General features: G+C 60.4%; 19 protein-coding genes. 7 read left to right on the top strand and 12 right to left on the bottom strand.

The window, feature by feature from the left end; all coding sequences use genetic code 11:
- Positions 1-35: 35 nt before the first annotated feature.
- Positions 36-281, top strand: coding sequence for a type II toxin-antitoxin system VapB family antitoxin (locus GR158_RS06220; RefSeq protein ID WP_134646556.1), 246 nt, complete (start codon positions 36-38; stop codon positions 279-281).
- Positions 278-694 carry a type II toxin-antitoxin system VapC family toxin gene (locus GR158_RS06215; RefSeq protein ID WP_202402183.1) on the top strand — a complete coding sequence of 139 codons (417 nt, stop codon included), beginning with the start codon at positions 278-280 and terminating at the stop codon, positions 692-694. Before GR158_RS06220 ends, GR158_RS06215 begins: the two co-directional genes overlap by 4 nt.
- 6 nt (positions 695-700) lie before the next feature.
- Here GR158_RS06215 and GR158_RS06210 read toward each other — a convergent pair whose 3' ends face one another.
- From GR158_RS06210 to GR158_RS06185, 6 genes are all read right to left on the bottom strand, one after another.
- Positions 701-2,755: a bifunctional aldolase/short-chain dehydrogenase gene (locus tag GR158_RS06210; protein ID WP_160870383.1), complete on the bottom strand. Its 2,055-nt coding sequence runs from the start codon at positions 2,753-2,755 to the stop codon at positions 701-703.
- A 55-nt stretch (positions 2,756-2,810) separates the two neighbouring features.
- Complete coding sequence (locus GR158_RS06205; protein WP_160870382.1) at positions 2,811-3,806, bottom strand: sugar-binding transcriptional regulator; 996 nt, start codon at positions 3,804-3,806, stop codon at positions 2,811-2,813.
- Between the two features lie 107 nt (positions 3,807-3,913).
- Positions 3,914-4,714 carry an ABC transporter permease gene (locus GR158_RS06200; RefSeq protein ID WP_160870381.1) on the bottom strand — a complete coding sequence of 267 codons (801 nt, stop codon included), beginning with the start codon at positions 4,712-4,714 and terminating at the stop codon, positions 3,914-3,916.
- Position 4,715: 1 nt separating this feature from the next.
- On the bottom strand, positions 4,716-5,579 hold the full coding sequence (locus tag GR158_RS06195; RefSeq protein WP_160870380.1) for an ABC transporter permease: 864 nt from the start codon (positions 5,577-5,579) through the stop codon (positions 4,716-4,718).
- Positions 5,566-6,657 carry an ABC transporter ATP-binding protein gene (locus GR158_RS06190; RefSeq protein ID WP_160870379.1) on the bottom strand — a complete coding sequence of 364 codons (1,092 nt, stop codon included), beginning with the start codon at positions 6,655-6,657 and terminating at the stop codon, positions 5,566-5,568. The genes GR158_RS06195 and GR158_RS06190 overlap by 14 nt, the downstream gene beginning before the upstream one ends.
- 79 nt (positions 6,658-6,736) lie before the next feature.
- Positions 6,737-7,888 carry a PotD/PotF family extracellular solute-binding protein gene (locus tag GR158_RS06185; RefSeq protein WP_160870378.1) on the bottom strand — a complete coding sequence of 384 codons (1,152 nt, stop codon included), beginning with the start codon at positions 7,886-7,888 and terminating at the stop codon, positions 6,737-6,739.
- Positions 7,889-8,300: 412 nt separating this feature from the next.
- Between GR158_RS06185 and GR158_RS06180 the strand changes: the two genes are divergently transcribed.
- Positions 8,301-9,188: a LysR family transcriptional regulator gene (locus tag GR158_RS06180; RefSeq protein ID WP_160870377.1), complete on the top strand. Its 888-nt coding sequence runs from the start codon at positions 8,301-8,303 to the stop codon at positions 9,186-9,188.
- On the opposite strand, the gene GR158_RS06175 is transcribed toward GR158_RS06180, so the two are convergent.
- The 6 genes from GR158_RS06175 to GR158_RS06150 form a co-directional block, all read right to left on the bottom strand.
- The gene (locus GR158_RS06175) at positions 9,177-10,664 is read right to left on the bottom strand and encodes an L-fuculokinase (RefSeq protein WP_160870376.1); all 1,488 of its coding nucleotides are present in this window, start codon (positions 10,662-10,664) and stop codon (positions 9,177-9,179) included. The two genes, GR158_RS06180 and GR158_RS06175, sit on opposite strands and share 12 nt — an antisense overlap.
- An 88-nt stretch (positions 10,665-10,752) precedes the next feature.
- A complete protein-coding gene (locus tag GR158_RS06170; protein WP_160870375.1) occupies positions 10,753-11,250 on the bottom strand; it encodes a secondary thiamine-phosphate synthase enzyme YjbQ in 498 nt (165 codons plus the stop codon).
- A gap of 13 nt (positions 11,251-11,263) precedes the next feature.
- Positions 11,264-11,974, bottom strand: coding sequence for a triose-phosphate isomerase (locus GR158_RS06165; RefSeq protein WP_160870374.1), 711 nt, complete (start codon positions 11,972-11,974; stop codon positions 11,264-11,266).
- A 5-nt stretch (positions 11,975-11,979) separates the two neighbouring features.
- A complete protein-coding gene (locus GR158_RS06160; RefSeq protein WP_160870373.1) occupies positions 11,980-12,789 on the bottom strand; it encodes a sugar phosphate isomerase/epimerase in 810 nt (269 codons plus the stop codon).
- Positions 12,790-12,827: 38 nt separating this feature from the next.
- The gene (locus GR158_RS06155; RefSeq protein WP_160870372.1) at positions 12,828-13,604 is read right to left on the bottom strand and encodes an SDR family oxidoreductase; all 777 of its coding nucleotides are present in this window, start codon (positions 13,602-13,604) and stop codon (positions 12,828-12,830) included.
- Positions 13,605-13,894: 290 nt separating this feature from the next.
- The gene (locus tag GR158_RS06150) at positions 13,895-14,335 is read right to left on the bottom strand and encodes a helix-turn-helix domain-containing protein (protein ID WP_160870371.1); all 441 of its coding nucleotides are present in this window, start codon (positions 14,333-14,335) and stop codon (positions 13,895-13,897) included.
- A gap of 105 nt (positions 14,336-14,440) precedes the next feature.
- Here GR158_RS06150 and GR158_RS06145 point away from each other — a divergent pair, with 105 nt between their 5' ends.
- The 4 genes from GR158_RS06145 (at position 14,441) to GR158_RS06130 (ending at position 19,365) form a co-directional block, all read left to right on the top strand.
- A complete protein-coding gene (locus GR158_RS06145; RefSeq protein ID WP_160870370.1) occupies positions 14,441-15,655 on the top strand; it encodes an MFS transporter in 1,215 nt (404 codons plus the stop codon).
- A 237-nt stretch (positions 15,656-15,892) separates the two neighbouring features.
- Positions 15,893-16,840, top strand: coding sequence for a substrate-binding domain-containing protein (locus tag GR158_RS06140; RefSeq protein WP_134646526.1), 948 nt, complete (start codon positions 15,893-15,895; stop codon positions 16,838-16,840).
- A gap of 73 nt (positions 16,841-16,913) precedes the next feature.
- Complete coding sequence (locus GR158_RS06135; protein WP_134646524.1) at positions 16,914-18,413, top strand: sugar ABC transporter ATP-binding protein; 1,500 nt, start codon at positions 16,914-16,916, stop codon at positions 18,411-18,413.
- Entirely contained in the window at positions 18,403-19,365 is a 963-nt protein-coding gene (locus GR158_RS06130; RefSeq protein ID WP_134646522.1) for an ABC transporter permease, read from the top strand. Before GR158_RS06135 ends, GR158_RS06130 begins: the two co-directional genes overlap by 11 nt.
- Positions 19,366-19,389 lie beyond the last annotated feature (24 nt).

Genomic DNA, 19,389 nt, shown 5'->3' with positions numbered 1-19,389 from the left:
GGCGTGTATATCTGGATATCTATAGGAGATATCCGATGGCGCTCTTTATTCGTGACGACGAGGTCGACGCGCTTGCCGCCCAGCTGCAAAAAGCCATGAACGCCCCGACGAAGAAGGAAGCGGTGCGCCGTGCGTTGCAAAACGAACTGGATCGCGAAAAGCACAAGGCGTCGCTGCGGGAGAGACTTGCACCTCTTCAGGAGAGGGTCGCGTCATGGGGCAAGCCCGATCCCAACTTCGACATGAAAAAGTTCACGGATGAGATGTGGGACGATCTCTGATGTTTATCGATGCCTCCGCCATCGTCGCGGTGATGACGCGCGAGCCGGGCTGGGAAGAGATTGTCGAGCGGCTTGACGCAAGTGAAACCAGCTTTTCGGTCAGTTCACTGGCTCGTTTCGAGGCCGTGCTCGCGCTCGCAAGAAAACAGCCTTCGAGCCCGGACAAGCGGCAAGCGATTGCATCCGCGCGGGACGCGGTAGCGAATTTCCTGTCCGAGATTCGAGCGAGCGAACTAACGGTAACGCCCCGGATCGGTGAACTCGCCCTTGATGCCGCAACGACCTATGGCAAAACCGCCGGTCGCCCGGCGGCTCTGAATTTCGGCGATTGCTTCGCCTATGCGTGTGCGAAGGCGCTTGGCGTCCCTCTCGCCTACAACGGCGACGACTTCGCGCAGACGGATCTCGCCTGATCCGCGCTAGCGCATTGCCGCTGCGATATTGCCGCCGTCGACGGTGGTGACATCCGCGGTCGTGCGTTCGGCGAGCGCGTGGTGCACGAAGGCGCGCGCCACGTCTTCCGCCGTGACCTCGAGGCCGAGCAGGTTGCCGCCCATATATTCCTTCACGGAAAGGCCACGCGCAGCGGCGCGGTTGGCGATCATCTCGTCATTCAGCAGACCGGAACGGATGCGGTCGGCATTGACGGCGTTGACGCGGATGTTGTCGGCGCCGTGCTCCAGCGCATATTGCCGCGACAGGAAGAGCGTTGCGGCCTTCGGCAGGCCATAGGCGCCGAACTTCGCGCCGGGATTGACGGCCTGCTTGGAGGCATTGAACAGCAGCACGCCACCGGTCTTCTGCACCTTCATGATCCTTACGGCATTCTGCGCCACCGTCTGGTGTGCGAAGAAGTTCAGCTCGAAACTCTTGCGCAAAAGCGCGTCGTCCATCGTGGCGATCGGGCTTTCCCAGGCCGCACCCGCATTGGAAACGACGATATCGACACCGCCGAAAGTGGCAACGGCTTTGTCGAACGCCATGCGGACGGAGACGGGGTCGGTGATATCGCAGGCGATGCCGATCGAGTTGTTGCCGGCCGCCTTGGCGACGGCCGCCGCCTTCTCGCCGTCGAGATCGAGGGCCACGACATGGGCGCCCTCGGCCGCGAAAGCCCTGACCACCGCGGCGCCGATGGCACCCGCCCCACCGGTAACGACCGCCACCTGACCGGTAAACGGCTTCGGCTTGGCGCCGGCGAGCTTCGCCTGCTCCAGCGACCAATACTCGAGATCGAAGAGATCGGGACGGCTGACCGGCTCGAAGCGGCCGATGGACTCTGCGTCACGCGCGGCTTCGATCCACATCTCGCCGACATCGACGGCAATGGTCGCATCCTTGAGCGTCCGACCGTGGCCGAACATGCCGAGACCGGGCACCAGCGTCAGGCGCGGCATCGGGTCGAGCATGATGCGCTTGACATCGTCGCGGGCGTCGTTGCTGCGGAAATATTCGGCATAATCGGCGGCGAAGTCGGCGACGTGCTGATCGATGACAGCGCGATAGCCGTCGAGATCATCGCTGGGGGGTGCCGGCAGCACCATCGGGCCGGTCTTGATGCGGATGGAGAGGTCGGGCGTCGAGACGCCGCGCGCCGCCATGTCCCGGACTTCCGCTGCATTGACAAAATCGAGAATGGCCGGCGACGAGCGAAAGACGCTGACCATTCGATCAAAGCGGCCCTCGCCCTTGTCGACGGCCACTGCGCCACGCAGCATCGGGGCGATATCGGCTGGGCTTGCCAGCTTCGAGGGGAGAACGGCCGGCGTGAACGGATTGCGGCCGTTGACCTTCACATGGTCTTCGGCGACCGTGACGTAGTGGATCATCCGGTCATAGGCTTCCTTGGCGGTGTCTCCAAAGGTGAAGATGCCGTGCTTGTCGAGGATCAGGCCTTCCACCGTCGGATCCTGCTCGAATACTTCCACCGCGGCCTTGGCGAGCGCGAAACCGGGCATGATATAGGGTACGAAACCCATTTTCTTGCCGAAGAGCGCGGCGCTCATCTCGCGACTCTTTGCCTGATCTGCGATGGCCAGGATCGCGGTCGAGTGGGTGTGATCCACAAACTTGTGGGGCAGGAATGCATGCAGCAGCGCTTCAACGGAAGGATTTGGCGCACCGGGATCGATGAGATTGGCACGCAGCAACGTCACCATGTCCTCATCCGACAGCTTGTCGAGCTTGCGGCTTTTGAGGAGCGGGGCGATCTTCACGGCCGGCAGGCCGGGCGGCTCGATCGTACCCATGTCCCAGCCGCTGCCCTTCACACAGAGCACCGCATGGGTGTCGCCGACGAGATCGGTCACTTCGGTCTTCACGGATGTATTGCCGCCGCCGTGCAGCACCAGCCGCGGCTCACCGCCCAACAGCCGGGTCGTGTAGGTGCGCAGCGCCAAGTCGCGGTTCACGCCCTTGGATGCGTAGCCGGCGACGACTTTTTCCGCTTCGTCGTCGCGCCAGAGATTTTCCATGTTTCATCCTCCCGATAACCGGTCCAGCCGGCACCGGCGGACCTTTAAACCTTCTTCAGACCTCGCTCGGCCCGCTGTCGGCCAAGCCCCTTCGGCCACGTCCTTCCTTGGACCAGCGCTCCAGAATGCGACGCGCCATCGAGGTGGTCACGACCAGATGCGAGGCAAATCCTCCCTTCAGCGCTGCCATCAACGGCTCGAACTTGTTGTCTTCCTGCACGACCAGCATGCGCTTCTCGATCGACCGGATGGAATCGAGGTCGGCGGAAATGCAGCGGCGGTTATGGTTGCAGTCCAGCCACTGGCCGTCATGATCGATGAGTTGGCCGGCGATGACGCCGGCTGCCCCGTTCTCTCCCAAGGCATGCATGTCGGCGGCGGACAACGCACCGCATTTGACGAGGTGGCTATCATCCTCGATGCCGCCGACGGAATAGAGCGCAAGGTTGCAGTCCGAGATCGTCGCAAGCTGATCCTTGATGACGGGCTCCCTTCGCAGCTCCTCGGCGAGACGTTCGGAAGACAGGACGAGCGGTGCGTAAAAATTGATGCCTTCGGCATTCAGGCGCCGGGCGATTTCCGTCGTGCACTGGTCGGGGCGATAGGAATAGGGTGCGCCGAGATTGCCGCAGAGCTGCACGACGGTGACGCCGCGCAGGTCCGCAAACGGCATGACATCGGCGATATGGTAGACCGTGCGGCCCCAGGCAACGCCCACCCTGTCGCCCTTGCTGAGCAATTCCAGAAAGACGGATGCCGCGACAACCGGCATCTCCGATGCAGGGTCCATTGCCTGACGGTCCTCAGGCACAAGCCAGGCCGTGCTCAGGCCCGTGGCATCCTCCAGCTCCCGAGCCAGGACATCATCCGAGAACAGCTCCGAAGATGTCGAGATGGTGACGATGCCCATCTCGCGTGCCTTGCGGAGATACATGGCTATGGATGCGCGGGAGATCCCGAGCCGCTGCGCCACCTCATCCTGCCGCAGGCCGTGCGTATAGTACAGCCAGGCGGCCTTATGGATGATCTGGTCGTTGACTCGGATTGGCATCGGGGCTCCATCGGCGGAGCTCTGACATTAGTCAACATGGCTGACAAAAGTCAACACATGGCTTCATTTTCACCGTGTCAGGTGAACGCGCATCGCAACGTCTTCTGCTAAACTGCCTTTCGTTTCAACCTGATCGCCACAAGCAATGCGATGATCATGGCAAACACGATGATGTTGATGAGGCTTGAAAGGGCATAGAGTTCCGGTTTGACGCCATATCGGAGCGCACCCCATGCGACGGACGGCATGGTCGGCGTCGCCCCCAAAAGGTAGAACGACACATCGAGACCGTTCAGGGAAAGCACGAATGCGGTGATCAGGCTTCCCATGATGCCCGGCCACGTGATCGGCAGCATGACCTCGAAGAAGGAACGCAAGGGCGAAGCACCGCAGACGATCGCCGCCTCATTCATGCGCCAGTCGTATTTGTAGAGCATCGCCGCCATGATCAGGAAGCAGAAGCTGAAACAATGCACGGCATTCGCGATGATCGCAGTCAGCATGTTCCCCTGAAGTTCGAACAGCATGTAGTAGAGCGCCATACTCGATATCCCCAGGAGAATTTCCGACACAAACAGCGGCGCGGCGAAGAATATCGCGTAAATCAATGCCCGCTTTCCAGCGAAACGCAAGACGCCGACGGTGGCGAGAAAGCCAAGCACGGTGGACAGTACAGCCGTGCAGGACGCGAGAAGAAGACTGTTGAGGAAGGCGCTTTGGTAGACGGTGTTGGTCGAAAGGCGGACATAGCTCGCAACGTTGAATTCCGGCGGATAGGGAAAATTCGGCCGTGTCGAAAGCGACGCGAACAAGATGTGCACGATCGGCATATAGAGGAAGGCGAAGACCAGGACGAGGAAGGCTGCCAGCGTCCATTTGATGAGGGAATCTGTAAAGCTCGGGCTCATGCTACTGCCTCCCCAATCCCGTAAAGCCAGTGCGGCGGAGATCCACGCCATAACTCAGGATCGCGAGCGCGATCGCCGAGAACAAGAACAGGACGACGCCCATGGCGGCTCCAAGAGCCCATGTGCCCGACTCGCCAAATTGCTGCGCCATGGACATGCCATAGAGCGTGCCGTTCGGTCCGCCGAGGAAGCGCGGTACCAATGACGCCGAGAGCGTCGGAATGAAGGCGAGCATGAAGCCGACGATCGTGCCCGAAAGATTGAGCGGCCAGACCACCTCGGTGAAGATCCGGAACCGGTTGGCGCCGCAGGCGCTGGCGGCGTGCGCCAGCCTGAAGTCGAAGTTGATCAGCGACAGGTAGACCGTCGTCACCACGAGTGGCAGATACAGATAAATAAAGGCGATGAAGGACGCGGCATTGGAATACATGATCATCCTGAGCGGTGCGGCGCCCATGCGGATCAGCGCACCGTTGACCAGGCCGGCCGGTCCAAGCATCCCCTGCAGCGCGATGAGGCGGAGAACCTCGCCCGACAGAAAGGGAATGACGAGAAGAAGCGAGAAGATGATGCGGTAGCGCCCACCGTAACGAACGATGAAATAGGCGATCGGCCACGACAGGGCCACCAGCGTGACGGACACGCCGACCGCCATGACAAGCGAGCGGAGAAAGAAGGTGATGTAAGCACCCTCCGTCGCGAGCGTGGTGTAGTTCATCAATGTCCAGTCATGGACGATCTTGTAGTTCTCGGTTTGCCAGAAGCTCAGGACCACCAGTGCGGTCAGCGGCATGACGAAGAAGAGCAGCAGGAAGGCCGTCGGGATATTGAGGATGAGGCGGCGCTGGAGATTAGCGTCTTGCATCGTCAGCTCCGTCCTTGAAGATGTGGCAATCGGCCGGGTTCCATGACAGCAGGACCCGCTCCTGAAGTGGGATCGGATCGTTCCGCTTCGGTTTGACGGCGATCACCGTATCGCCGCGATCGGTCTCGAGCACATATTCGAGGAAGGGTCCACGCAGCACGACGTCCACCACCTTGGATGGAATGCCTGTGCCGCCATGCTGTTTAAGCGTAATGTCAAACCGCTCGTTCTTGACGAAAATTTCGACCGCGTCACCCGGCTTGAATGTTTTATCGGACGGCAACGCGAATTCGTAATCGTGTCGGGTCAGGCGCACGGTCGCACCGTCCGGCTCGACGACACCCTGGAATTTGCTCGATTTTCCGACGAAACGAGCGACGAACGGTGTCTGCGGGTGATCGTAGATCGCCTGCCGCTCACCCAGGGCTTCGAGACGCCCATTGTTGATGACGGCGATGCGATCGCTCATCGAGAGCGCTTCTTCCTGGTTATGCGTCACATAGATGAAGGGAATGCCGAGCTGTTTCTGGTACCGCCGGATTTCGATTTCCATTTCCTGCCGGAGCTCGCGGTCGAGATTGGCCAGCGGTTCATCGAGAAGCAGGAGCGTTGGACGTGCCACAAGGCCGCGGCCAAGGGCGACGCGCTGTTGCTGGCCACCCGAAAGCTGGCTGGGATAGCGGTCCAGCATCGTGCTCAGCGACAGGATGCCGGCCACCCATTCGACCCGTTCCTCGATCTCGCCCTTGGCCTCGTTGCGCATTCTCAAGGGAAAGGCGAGATTTTCGCGCACCGTCCTGTGCGGAAAGAGCAGGAACTCCTGGAACACCATGCCGATCCCGCGTTTGTGTGGTGCGAGCTCGGTGACGTCCTTTCCCTCGAAATGGATGCGGCCTTCCGTCGGGCGATCGAGGCCGGCGATGAGGCGCAGCAACGTGCTTTTGCCCGACCCGCTTGGCCCCAGAATGGCGATGAATTCTTCCTTGGAGATGTCTAGACTGACATCGTCCAGTGCTTTGAAGGCGCCATAACGCCGCGACACGTTGTCGATGCGGATGTAGGAACTTGCGTTGCTCATGAGATTTCCTGCGTTGCAGGCGGCCAGGGCAACGGAATGCCCCGAAGCCGCCCTACCCCCGTGAGGATGAACCGATCGCTCAGGCCGCCTGAACGTTCGACCAGACGCGTTCCCACTTCTCGGGCGAGGAAGGCTGATCAAACATGAAGAGGTCGGCGATCTCGTTCGAGCGATCCATCAGGAAAAGCTTTCGCTCGGTTTCGTTGGAGATCGAGCGCAGATCGACTGTCGTCGAGCATCCCGCCACCTCGCCGATCTTCTTCATGACCGCAGGCGAGATCATGAGATCGATAAAGCTGTTGCAGAGATCGAACTTCGTGCCGTCCTGGACGCCTGAAGTCACCAGCCAGGTGTCCACCCAGCCGAGACCACCTTCCTTCATCTTCAGCGCATGCCGGAAATCGACTGGTGCGGCGCCTTGAGCTTCGGCCGTCAGCAACTGCCGGAAGACCTGTGCGAATTCGGTCGCGGCGACGACCGCGCCGCTCTGCAGAAGCTGGAACAGCGTCGGATTGTCCTGGTAGCGGGTGAGAAGCAGGCTCTTCTGCTGGATCAGAAGCTTCTCGACCTCCGCAAGCTCTTCATCGGACAGGACATACGGATTGAACGGCTTTCCGTCCGGACGCGGCTTGTCCCGGCTGCCGAGGCGATCCGTAACCAGGAGTGCCGCAAGCGCGATGTTCTCCTCGAAGCGCGCGCTGGTCGACAGCATGCCCGAGTAGTCGGAACTGAACATGCATTCGAGCGTCTCGGTTCGTTCCGGCGGGACCTTGCCGGCATCATAGGTAATACCGTACGCGCCCCAGCAGAACGGGAAGCCGATCTTCTTGCCGGATTGGGGATCGGAAAGGACCTTGAACGCTTCGGCTTCAAATTCCGGCAGATAACCGGAGGCGTTCGGGACCTTGGAATAGTCCACCGCCCGCAACAGCCCCTCACGGAAATACAGTTGCGGCCAAAATCCGTCGGCCTGCACGAGGTCGAATTCCTTCGAACCGCCAACGCGAAGCTTGTTGTAGGCTTCGGAATTGCCGTCGAAGAAGGAAGGGACGAACTTGACCTTGTTTGCCTCCTCGAAGGCCGTGATCTGGTCGGGAAGCAGATAGGCTTCCCACATCAACGCACGAACCGTATCCGGGGCCGCCCAGGACGGGCGCACAAAAGGCATAGCGAGCGCTGTTGTGGCGCCGGCGACAAGAACGCTTCTGCGCGTAAGCTTGGTGTCAAACATGTAGGAATTCCCCTTCGTTGTTCTGGTTCGACATATTGCCTGCAATTAAAGAATGATGCGCCGTTGCCACTTGGATGGCGGCGCCGCAACGTTGACCTGCGCCGATGGCGCGATGACGTCATAGGCACGGAAATCTGTTGCACTGGCGACATATGGCGGGCGCCAAGACAAAGTCTCCAATATCCTGACAGACCGTCATTTTCCCAGCACGCCCCAGGCCAATCCTCGACGCAATTAAGAACCAGAAAGCCGCTGGCAACAAGGACGATTGACGAATTGATTAATTCACCGAAATTATTAATTCGTCGACTCTTTTCGCCAACGTCACGATGCCACCTCGACCTGCTTTTATGGCCGGTTCGGGACGACGACAATTGACAAGGAAGGGTTCGCAAATTTATCGTCCCTGCTTATGAATATTCAATTGCGGCATATAAAGTCGTTCATCGTCGTTGCGCAGGAGAAGAGCTTCTGTCGGGCGGCGGAGCTTCTCAACGTGTCGCAGCCGGCCCTTTCCCAGACCATCATTCAACTCGAGACGAACGCCGGTTTCCCATTGTTCACGCGCACGACACGCGCGGTCAGCCTCACCCCTTTTGGCGAACAGATGCTGACAAAAGCGCTGGCCGTCAGCCGGTCCATGGATCTGTTCCAGGAGGAGGCACGGCGGGTCCAACTGGCTCTCAAGAGCGAGCTGCGCGTCGGCTTCATGATCGGGACGGCGGTGGAGTTCATACCGGCGATCGTCAAGGAATTCGAGCGGGTGCGGCCCGATGCAATCCTCAAGCTGAAGGAATACGACTTTTCGGACCCGACCGCCGGCCTGATTTCAGGCGAGGTCGACTGCGGCATCATCCGCCCTCCGATTGGAGACGAAGACATCAACATCGTCGAAATAACACGCGAGAAGTGTGTCGTGTGCCTGCCGACAGGACACCCGCTGGCGGCAAAGGAAACCGTTGTTCTCGCGGACATTCTGGACGAGCCGTTGATCGGCGCGCCGACGCCGGGACAATGGCGCGACTACTGGCTGGCCGGAGAATACCGGGATGCACAACATCCCGCGCAAGTCGTGCTCGAGGTGGCAACCGTGGAGTCGGAACTGCAGGCCGTGGCAATGGGCCGGGCCATCAGCATCACGGCAGACAGCACGGCGCGTTACTATGCCCGGCCGGGTGTCGTCTTCCGCGACATCACCGACATGCGCGAATGCATTATCGGAATTGGCCACCGCGGTTCTCCCACGGCACTCATGGCTGACTTCATCGACGTCGTCAGGCGGATTTCGTCATCCATTTGACGGAAATTCGGAGAAGACCGGCCCGAGTGAATCGTACAATCGGCAGAACAAGCGATATTGCCGCTCGGCTTGGGAATTTGTCAGATCCGGATAGTAAATCGTCTTCATCCGGACACAGTGCTCGGCCGCCGCCTCATAGGTCGCATAGTACCCGCAAGACACCGCGCCGATGATGGCCGCACCGAGACTGGGAGCCTCTTCCTCGGCCGGGACTGCAACCGGCAGACCGCAGATGTCAGCCTTGATCTGCGACCACAGGGCCGATTTGGCGCCGCCGCCTGTCGAGATGATTTTCTCGAAGGCGATGCCCGACGACTGAAGGTTTTCGATGTTCTTCCGCAGAAGGCAGGCGACGCCGCACATGATGGCCAAGGCGAAATCATAGGCGTCATGGGCAATGGTCGCGCCGAAGAACACGCCGGTTGCATTGGGATCGAACTCGGGTGGATTCACACCCGTCAGATAGGGCAGAAACGTCAGGCGGGGATCGATCGCCTTTCGGCTGCATCGCGCATCCAGGTCCGCGAAGGGGGTGTCCGGCAGACATGCGTTCTTGAACCATTCCAGGCTGATGCCGCCGGATTCGCAGACTGGAAGATAGATGTAGCTGTCTTTGAAAGGTCCGCAGTAGACCGGCACGGTCGTGGCTGCCGAAAACGGGTTTTCGACGAGGGTCGCGATCGAGGACACAGTTCCCGCCGACTCGCTTACAATACCTTGCACGGCATTGCCGGTACCGATCATGGCAGCGAAGTGATCCAGCGTGCCGGCGTTGACGAGACAGGCCGGTGGCAGGCCGGTCATTGCGCGGATGTCGGGCAGGATTTCTCCGACCACGGAGCAAGGTTCCACGAGCACAGGTAGCCGGGAGACGTCGACTCCGCAGTATTCCAGCGGTGCTTCCCAATAGGTTTTGCCGACGATGTCAAAATAATGGGAAAACGGATAGATCGAGTGCTCGCCGACGAAACGGCCGGTCAGGAGGAAGATGATATAGTCTTTCAGGAGAAGAAATTTTTCAGCGTTCTGGAAGCATTCCGGCTCGTGGTGCTTGAGCCACAGGATCTTGGTCAGAGGCCAGGTGGGGATGATCTCTGGCTGTCCTGTGATCCGGTAACAGGTATCCTTGTCGAACAGCGCCGACAGGTCGTCGCATTCGCTTCGGGAGCGCATGTCCAGCCACGAAATGCCGTTGCGCAGCGGCTCCCCATGCGCGTCGATAACAACCAGCGATTCCGCCTGCCCGGTAATGACCAGTTGATCCGGATGCCAGTCCTGAACAGCAGCTGATTTTTGGACACAGGAGCGGATCAGGCCGACGATTTCGCTGAAATACTGCTTTGCATCGAATTCGACAAAGCCGTTCACATGGATATAGGCCACCGCCTTGCTTTCCATGGCAATAGGCCTCAGGTCGCGCGTATAACAGGCGACCTTTGTGTTTGTTGTTCCCAGATCGAGGGTAATGATCCCCATCGGCGGCACAACTCCTTCTTCCACCGTATCGTCGTTGTCAGCCGGCGGCGCATTGCCGACGCCGTCGCGAGAGCAGGCTGCGGCTCGGCTATTCGCCGACGATCTGCACCCGGACGGTGCGCTCCCTCGGTCGGGTCTGATCCAGATCGGCGAAGTAGATCCGGCCGAACTCACCCAGGGTCATTTTCCCGTCCAGCAGGGGGATGCTTTCCGAGCGGCCAAGCAGGGAAGACCGAATATGACCATCGGTGTTCAGGCACCAGGCATTGAGCTCGCCGCGGAGTTCGAAGGCCTGTTTGGTGTGATAGGCGCCAGGGTGGAGATACTGCCCTTCATATTTGCAATCAGGGATGATCTTCTCCAGGCAATTGATCGTGTCCTGCAGGATGAGCGGGATCTTCGCATATGTCTCCGCCTCCGAATCTTCTTGGATCAGCACGCTGCAGCTGGTGTGCTGGCTGAACACGACGACGATGCCATCCTTGATGCCAGCCTCTGCGACGATCGACGCGACCTTGTCGGTGACGTCCTCGAAATAGATGCCATGGGGCGAATTGACCGGGATCGTTTTATGAAACACGGGCATCCATTCAACTCCTTTAATCTGTGGTTCTCTCGCGATACGCTTGGCTCATCGCTTCGATCATGCGCGAAAGCATGTCCTTGGGATCCGCGGCGCGCATGATGGCGCTCGTCGAGCCCGTGCCGTCGGCACCGGAACGAATGATCTGGTAGACGTCATGCTCGTCGCTGATGCCGGCCCCGTGCAGGACGAGAATGTCGTTCCCGACAGCCTGCACGGCGGCATTTATCCTTGCGACTTCCAGCGCATCGTCCTCGCTGCGCTTGCCGCCGCCGATAAGGGCCGGAGATTCCGCCAGCACCATATTGGGCCGCAGCATCGCCACGGCCGCGCTCTCCTCGACGGTGGCGGCGCAAACGAGCGTGGCAAGGCCGACATCGTCCGCGCGACGGATTGTCTCGTTGAGAACCGACAGGCCCAGCGGTTTTTCCGCATGGTTCAAGAGAACGCCGACAGCGCCCGCCTGCTTGAGGGCTTCCGGCAAGACCGCGCCGACGCCCCGGCCAACCGGATTGGCATCCATGTGCTGGGCGAAGACCTTCAAATGCGTGGTGGCGTGCGCGATCCTCGAAATGTCGGTGTACTGCGCCGTAAAAATAATTTCGACGTCGAACTTTCGGCACAGCGCATCCGCGTGGATCGCCAGATCAAGCGCCTCATCGCCATACATGTAGACCTTGGGACCGATCTCGAAATACGGCGCTTTCAGCTTGAACGGCCTGAACATGACCGTCAGATCCTGGCGAGAATTCTGTTCAGGTAGTCGGCAGCTTCCGGCAAGGTCACGTCAGGCTGCCCCATCGTGCTGCATTCGAGGCTGATGAACTTGTCGTAACCCGTCGCCTTGAGGGCCTTCAGGCCACGCTCCCAATCAATACTGCCCCTGCCCGGCGTGCACCGGTTGTTGTCGCCCAGATGGACATGCCGGATCGAGCCGGCGACCGCAGCAATGGCGTCCGCGATATCGGCCTCCTCAATCGACATGTGGAAGAAGTCAGGCAGGACGCCGACCTCTTTCATGTCGAGCTTCGCGGCAACGCGGGCGCAATCGACGATACTGTTCATATAAGGGCTTTCGTAGCGGTTGATGCCTTCCAGCAGAACGGCCGCTTCGGTACCGGCAACGGTTTGCGCAATCTCCCTGTATGCGGCAAGGAAGCCCTCTTCCTGCTCCGGCGTCATCTGCTTGTAGACGTCGAACAGGGGCAGAGGGTCCTGGGGGCCCAGGAGATATTCGATTTCGGTAATCGCACCGATCCGGGCGCAGACTTCCGCCGCTTCGATGTAGAGCGCCTTCGTCGCGGCCCGCTCATCGGCGTTCTCGCTCATCAGCTTGCCGGCTGCGGGCGCCATGAAGAGGAACTCGCAGGGAACGACACCCGTGTTGTTTTCGAGTGTCAGCAGTTCCTCGAGTTTCTCGTCATTCCAGCCTGCGCGGTCCGCGAAGACGGTCACGCCGCTATAGCCCCAGCGCCGCAGGAGATGCGCCTTCTCGGTCAGCGTCTTTCCCGGAACCATGATATTGGTGCACGATAAAATCATTTCATTTCCTTCGGGATATCGCTTCCGATGCAGCGCGCTCAAAAGCAGGTGTAGGCGCCATCCACGATGAAGTCGGAACCTGTCGTGAAGGAGCTGGTGTCTCCCGCCAGATAAACCGCGATCGATTGCAGTTCCTCCGGATTGCCCATGCGCTTGATGGGCGAAAGTTCGTTCCATTGATCGATGAGCGGAACGAGCGCCGGCGAGTTGAGGGTCATTTCCGTCGCCATATAGCCGGGGCTGATCGTGTTGACGCGGACGTTTCGCGTTGCCCATTCCACGGCCATTGCCTTGCACATCTGAATGACCCCCGCCTTGGACGCCGCGTAGGACGCCTCCCGCTGCGGAACATTGACGATGTGCGCGGACATCGACGCCGTGCAGATGATCGACCCCTTGCCCTGCTTCAGCATGACACGACCGGCAGCCTGCGCGGTCAGGAACGTGCCGTTGAGATTGACCTCGATGATCTTCTTCCAGTCATCGTACGTGTCGTCCTCGACGGCGACTTCGTTGGAGATGCCGGCATTGCAGAATGCGATATCGAGCCTGCCGAGTTCCGACAGGATGCGATCGATCATTTCGTTCACCTGCTGCGGGCTGGTAATATCCGTCCTGATCGCGATCAGCTTGTTCGAGGTCGCCGAAGATATCTCGGCGCATGTTCTTTGCGCCTCGTCCAGATCGAGGTCGACAATGGCGACCTGCGCGCCCGCTTCCGACAAGGCCGTCGCGATGGATTTTCCGATGCCCCTGGCCCCACCGGTGACGAACGCGACCTTGCCGTCCAGCCGCATTTTTTCGAGAATACCCACAGTGAACCTTTCCCCACAGTGACTTTGCCTTTTGTCCATGGACAAATGGCTTTGAGAACTACGTCGTACGACATTCCGGGCGCGGAATTCGGCGGATCGGAAGGCGGCAACAGGCGCAGACGCGCACCGCCACAGGTGAGCCCGCCGGCAATGAATTTGCAGCCGCTCAGGCTGTGTTGCCGGACGTCGCGACCGACCGGCCATCTAACCTGGTCAAATTATGCATGCGGCGATGGCGGCAACAATGACGAAGAGTGGAATGACTAATTTGCCTGGATTATTAATTGGACTTAGCCCGTGACCACTGTGTCTTGCCAGTTGACGGGCCGGCCGTTGGCGGACTGGACGACAAGTCTTGCGATTGGCACACCGTTTTCCCGATCCACCAATGAGGAATGCGCCTCCCCGGCCGCAAACAGGAAATCCTCACCCCACTGACGTAGCGCGACGATGACGGGGAACAGGCCTCTGCCTTTTTCCGTCAGGACATATTCGCGGTAGGCGGTTCCATCGGAGGCGGGCGCAGTCTCGAAAATTCCGCGTATCACGAGGTCGCGCAATCGAGTGGCCAATACGCCCCTGCTGATACCAAGCCCGGTCTGGAACTCGCCAAAGCGGCGCTTGCCATCGAACGCATCACGGATGATCAGGAGCGACCACCAGTCTCCGATCGCGTCAAGCGAACGCGCCACGGGACATCCCGAGTTCCACAGGCTGACGCGTTTTACCATCCTTCCAAACCTCCACTACGCAAACCAGTTCTATCTTAGAACTAGATTTGCATCAGGCCAAGTGGTCTCTCGGTGAAACTGAAACAGCACTGCGAGGTATACGGAATGGTTGGGAAGATCGCGCACGACGTGCCGGTAAAGGGATTGTCGAGGGTCACGACATTGGTTCTCGCGGCCGCCGCAGGTTCGAGCGTTGCAAACATCTATTACGCGCAGCCACTGCTCGACTTGATGGCTCAAGACCTCGGGATTTCGGCGGCCACCATAGGCATGATCGTGATGGTCACCCAGATCGGATACGGCTTAGGGCTGATCTTTATCGTGCCGTTGAGTGATCTTGTCGATCGCCGCAAGCTTATCGTTGCGCAAGGGTTGCTGTTGGCGATTGCCCTTTTGATCGTCGCAGCGGCGGGAGCAAGAACGATGCTCTTGCTTGGAATGACTGCTGTCGGCTTATTGGCCGTTCTCGTGCAGGTCCTGGTCGCCCAAGCCGCCGCTCTGGCTACGCCAACTCAACGGGGCAAGGTGGTCGGCACGGTTACCAGCGGCGTGGTGACGGGCATCCTCGCCGCCCGATCCGTCGCAGGCATCGTTGCCGATATCGGCGGGTGGCGCGCTGTATATCTTGCATCCGCATTTGTGACACTTGTGATGGTCGGCATTCTCATGTCGGTTCTGCCGCGGCGATCCCAAGAACGCGGTTCGGAGACATATATTCGCGCACTCATCTCGACGCCGGGCCTGTTTCTGCGGGAACGCATGCTTCTATCGAGAGGCGCAATCGCGCTTCTCATCTTCGCGTCCTTCGCCACTTTCTGGACCGCACTCGTTCTCCCGCTCAGCGCACCGCCGTTTTCCTACTCTCACACCCACATAGGCTTGTTCGGGCTGATCGGGCTGGCAGGAGCGATAGGCGCAACATGGGCCGGAACACTTGCGGATAGGGGTTATGGTCGATGGACCACCGGCATTTCCTTGGTGGTCCTGGTCGCGTCATGGGGATTGATCGCCCTGCTTCCGCTCTCAATGACCGGGCTCGTTATCGGCGTTTTCCTGCTGGACCTGGCGGTCCAAGCCGTCCACGTCAGCAATCTCAGCGTCATCGTCGCTTTTAGTCCGGAAAAGAGCGGACGCCTGATTGGAGCGTATATGGTGTTTTACTCGGCCGGCAGCGCTCTCGGAGCAATTGGCGCCACCTCAGCCTATGCACAGTTCGGTTGGCAAGGCGTTGTCATGCTGGGCGCTACATTCAGTGCGATTGCGCTCATAGCGTGGATCGCCAGCCTGTTACCCGAGAACACCGATCGCTCAACCGCGTAGCAGAGCCTTCCGGCGAGTGCGCGCGTTGGGCTGACGTGTGGTTCACACCATCCCGCCGACCACATTAGGCCTCAGGGTTTCCACTGCTCCTCGGGGCAGACACCGCGCGCAGTTTACTCTTGTATTTTAAAACTTACATGTGTATCTGATAACGCGGAGGCTGAGGGTTACGGGATTCGAGGCCGCCATGCACCATTCAGGCGGGAGGAGACTTCGCCTGATCCAAGGGAGATCATCATGAAGAAAATCGCCATACTGTTGGCTTGCGCGACCGCGCTTGCCCTGCCCTTCACCGCGACCGCACAGGACGCGGAAGGCACCACCAAGAAGGATGCCTATCGCTTCGTCGTCGTGCCGAAAGTCGTGCATCCCTGGTTCGACAAGGTGAACGAAGGCGCCCAGGCTGCCGCTGCGGCCATCAAGGCCCAGACCGGCTCCGACGTCGAAGTCATCTATTCCGCACCGCAGGCCGCCGACGTGGTTCAGCAGAACCAGATCATCGACAGCGCGCTTGCGACCCAGCCTGATGGCCTGGCGCTCGACCTGCTCGATCCCTCGGGCAACCGCGCCTCGCTCGAAGAAGCGCAGAACCAGAAGATTCCGCTGGTCATCTTCGATTCCGTTCCGCCGGAAGGCATGGCCATCCCTTACATCGGTTCGGATTTCTGCGAGCAGGCGAAGATCGCGGCCCGCCGCCTCGTCGAGGTTCTCGGCGGCGAAGGCGAAGTCGCCATCATGCAGGGTGTTCCCACGGCGCCGAACCACTCGATCCGTGCCGAATGCCACCGCCAGGTCTTCGCCGAACATCCGGGCATCAAGGTCGTCGCCGAAGGCATCGACAATGACAGCATCGAGACGGCCCAGCAGCAGGCTGCCGCCATCATGCAGGCAAATCCGAACCTGAAGGGCTGGGTTGCTTCGGACGCCGCGGGCCCGATCGGCATCGGCCAGGCGATCGTCGAAGCCGGCAAGCAGGGCAAGGTCACGCTCGTCGGTCTCGACAATCTGCCGGAAATGCTCGACATGATCCGTGACGGCGTCGCCGACAGCTCGTCTGCTTCGCAGCCGGAGCTGCAGGGCTATTGGTCCGTCATGCTGCTTTGGGCGCAGGCGACCGGCGCCAAGGTGCCCGGCTATCTCGACACTGGCAACGCCTTCCTGACCAAAGAAAATGTGGGCGGCTGATCCGGGAGGATCGGATGCCTGAGGCGCGGGATTCCCGCGCCTCCTCCATTTCTTACAGGCGCTGAGGTGCCCCATGGCTTATCTTGAAACCCGCGGCCTCGGCCGGGATTTTCCCGGTGTGACCGCGTTGAACGGGGTCGATCTTTCGATCGAACTCGGCCGCACGCATATTCTCGCGGGCGAGAACGGTGCGGGCAAATCCACCCTCGTGAAGATCCTGACCGGTACCGACCGGGCCTCCCGCGGCGATATCCTCATCGACGGCCGCAACCCCGTCGAGGATCCCTCGCTTTACAAGAATGTCGCCTACGTTCCCCAGGAGCTCAATCTGTTTGCGCAGATGAGCGTTGCCGAGAACCTGTTCATGCCGTTCAGCCGGACGGGCCACGGCGGGCTCCTGGTCAACCGCGGCGCCCTGGTCGAGGAAGCGCGCGGCTATCTCGAACGCTTCGGCATCGAGGCCGATCCGCGCGAGCTCGTGGCCAACATCTCCGTTTCGGACCAGCAGCTTCTTCAGATTGCCCGCGCCTGCACAAACGCAGACATGAAAGTGCTGATCCTCGACGAACCCACGTCATCCCTGACGCGCGTCGAGGTCGACAGGGTCTTCCGGGTGATCCGTGGCCTGCTCGACCGCGATCACGCCATCGTCTTCATCAGCCACAAGATGGACGAGGTCTTCTCGATCGGTGACGACTACACGGTCCTGCGCAACGGCGAGAAGATCGAAAGCGGAAAGATTGCCGACATTTCCGAGGCCGACCTGATCCGCGCCATGTCCGGCCGCGACATCGCGTTCGAGGAGCACTTCCGTCCGCAGGTGCCGGTCAGCGATACGATCATGACCGTGCGCGGACTTGCCGGGCCGCGCTTCCAAGATATCGACTTCGAACTGCGCCGCGGCGAAATCCTGGGGTTTGCCGGGCTCGTGGGCGCCGGCCGCTCGGAGGTCATGCAGACGATCTTCGGCTTCCTCAAAGCCAAGGCGGGCACGGTCACCGTCGAAGGCAAGCCGTGGGCACTGAACGACACGGCCGCCTCCGTTGATGGCGGCATGCTCTATCTCTCGGAAGAGCGCAAGCATCACGGAATCTTCCCGCTGCTTTCTCTGCGCGAGAACATCGGCATCTCCATCCTGTCGCTGACGAAAGGTACGCTCGGCATCAGCAGCGGCCGCGAGCGTGAGGCCGTGCAGAAGATCATCGACGAATACGGTATCCGCACTTCGGGCATGGGCAAGCGCATATCGCAGCTTTCGGGCGGCAACCAGCAGAAGGCCATCATCGGCCGGGCGATGGCGACGCGGCCCCGCGTGCTGATCTTCGACGAGCCGACGAAGGGCATCGACATCCGCACGAAGACCGAGATCTACCGGATCATGAAGGGCCTTGCGGAAGAGGGCGTGGGCGTCATCCTCGTCTCGTCGGAACTGGACGAACTCAAGAAGTGCGCAAGCCGCATCATCACGATGCACCATGGCCGCATCACCGGCGCGTTCGATACCGCCGAAACGAACAATGAAACACTCGTAGGCGCCATCTTTGGCACGGAGGCGAAAGCCGATGCAAACTAAACCCCTGGCACTTTTGACGCGCAGCCCGCTTGCCGGCGTTTTCGTCGCGCTGGCCGTCATCTTCACGCTTTCCGCGCTGATCTCCCCCTATTTCCTGACGCCCTATAACCTGTCCGTCATCGCGCGTGGCCTCGCCTTCGTCGGCCTCATCACGATCGCACAGTCGATGCTGATGGTTCTCGGCGAACTCGATCTCTCGCTCGGCGTGATCGGCGGCCTGTGCGGCGTCATCTCCGGCATCCTCATGGTGCGGCTGGGTGTTGAACCCTATTCTGCGATGCTTCTGGCCGTTCTGCTCGGCGCCACGCTCGGTCTCGTGAACGGCCTGCTCGTAACCATGCTCAGGCTCCATTCCCTGGTACTGACCATCGGCACGGCCGGCATCTTCGGGGGCGCGAACCTGGTGCTGACGCGCGGCGTGGCAATCACCGGCATCCCGAAGGACGTCCAGTATCTCGGCCGCGGTGATGTGCTTGGCATGCCCGTCCCCTTCGTCATCATGCTCGCGGCGCTCGCTGTCGCCACCTTCGTGATGCTGAAGACGCCCTTTGGCCGCTACATGTATGCGATCGGCAACAACCAGGCCGGCGCGCGCATGCTCGGCATCAAGGTCGACAAGGTCCGCCTCCTCGTGTTCGTCGTCGCCGGCGCGATCGCCGCCCTGGCCGGCGTGCTCATGGTCGCCCGTCTCGGCACGGCGCAGCCATCGATCGGCGAGACATGGGTGCTCGCGCCCATCGCAGCCTCCGTCATTGGCGGCGTTGCCACGACCGGCGGCGTCGGCAGCCCGATCGGCGCCATCTTCGGTGCAGGCATCATCGCCATCATCGAGAACATCATCGTATTGTTCGGCGTCTCGCCCTACTGGCAGGGTATCGTCTCGGGCGCGATCGTCGTACTCGCCATTTCCTTCGACGCCATTTCCCGCCGCTATCTGCGTCGCGACGCGTGACGCATCGGCTGCATCGATCTGACG

It is taken from the genome of Shinella sp. AETb1-6 (assembly GCF_009826875.1).
GTDB lineage: Bacteria > Pseudomonadota > Alphaproteobacteria > Rhizobiales > Rhizobiaceae > Shinella > Shinella sumterensis.
Note: the sequence above shows the minus strand (reverse complement) of the source record. Positions and strands in the feature narration are given on the sequence as shown.

Coding starts and splice junctions, on each gene's coding strand:
- GR158_RS06210 (WP_160870383.1), bottom strand. CDS start 2,755: ATGGAAAATCTCTGGCGCGACGACGAAGCGGAAAAAGTCGTCGCCGGC.
- GR158_RS06145 (WP_160870370.1), top strand. CDS start 14,441: ATGGTTGGGAAGATCGCGCACGACGTGCCGGTAAAGGGATTGTCGAGG.
- GR158_RS06190 (WP_160870379.1), bottom strand. CDS start 6,657: ATGAGCAACGCAAGTTCCTACATCCGCATCGACAACGTGTCGCGGCGT.
- GR158_RS06175 (WP_160870376.1), bottom strand. CDS start 10,664: ATGGGGATCATTACCCTCGATCTGGGAACAACAAACACAAAGGTCGCC.
- GR158_RS06130 (WP_134646522.1), top strand. CDS start 18,403: ATGCAAACTAAACCCCTGGCACTTTTGACGCGCAGCCCGCTTGCCGGC.
- GR158_RS06185 (WP_160870378.1), bottom strand. CDS start 7,888: ATGTTTGACACCAAGCTTACGCGCAGAAGCGTTCTTGTCGCCGGCGCC.
- GR158_RS06205 (WP_160870382.1), bottom strand. CDS start 3,806: ATGCCAATCCGAGTCAACGACCAGATCATCCATAAGGCCGCCTGGCTG.
- GR158_RS06195 (WP_160870380.1), bottom strand. CDS start 5,579: ATGCAAGACGCTAATCTCCAGCGCCGCCTCATCCTCAATATCCCGACG.
- GR158_RS06135 (WP_134646524.1), top strand. CDS start 16,914: ATGGCTTATCTTGAAACCCGCGGCCTCGGCCGGGATTTTCCCGGTGTG.
- GR158_RS06200 (WP_160870381.1), bottom strand. CDS start 4,714: ATGAGCCCGAGCTTTACAGATTCCCTCATCAAATGGACGCTGGCAGCC.
- GR158_RS06220 (WP_134646556.1), top strand. CDS start 36: ATGGCGCTCTTTATTCGTGACGACGAGGTCGACGCGCTTGCCGCCCAG.
- GR158_RS06180 (WP_160870377.1), top strand. CDS start 8,301: ATGAATATTCAATTGCGGCATATAAAGTCGTTCATCGTCGTTGCGCAG.
- GR158_RS06165 (WP_160870374.1), bottom strand. CDS start 11,974: ATGTTCAGGCCGTTCAAGCTGAAAGCGCCGTATTTCGAGATCGGTCCC.
- GR158_RS06160 (WP_160870373.1), bottom strand. CDS start 12,789: ATGATTTTATCGTGCACCAATATCATGGTTCCGGGAAAGACGCTGACC.
- GR158_RS06170 (WP_160870375.1), bottom strand. CDS start 11,250: ATGCCCGTGTTTCATAAAACGATCCCGGTCAATTCGCCCCATGGCATC.
- GR158_RS06150 (WP_160870371.1), bottom strand. CDS start 14,335: ATGGTAAAACGCGTCAGCCTGTGGAACTCGGGATGTCCCGTGGCGCGT.
- GR158_RS06140 (WP_134646526.1), top strand. CDS start 15,893: ATGAAGAAAATCGCCATACTGTTGGCTTGCGCGACCGCGCTTGCCCTG.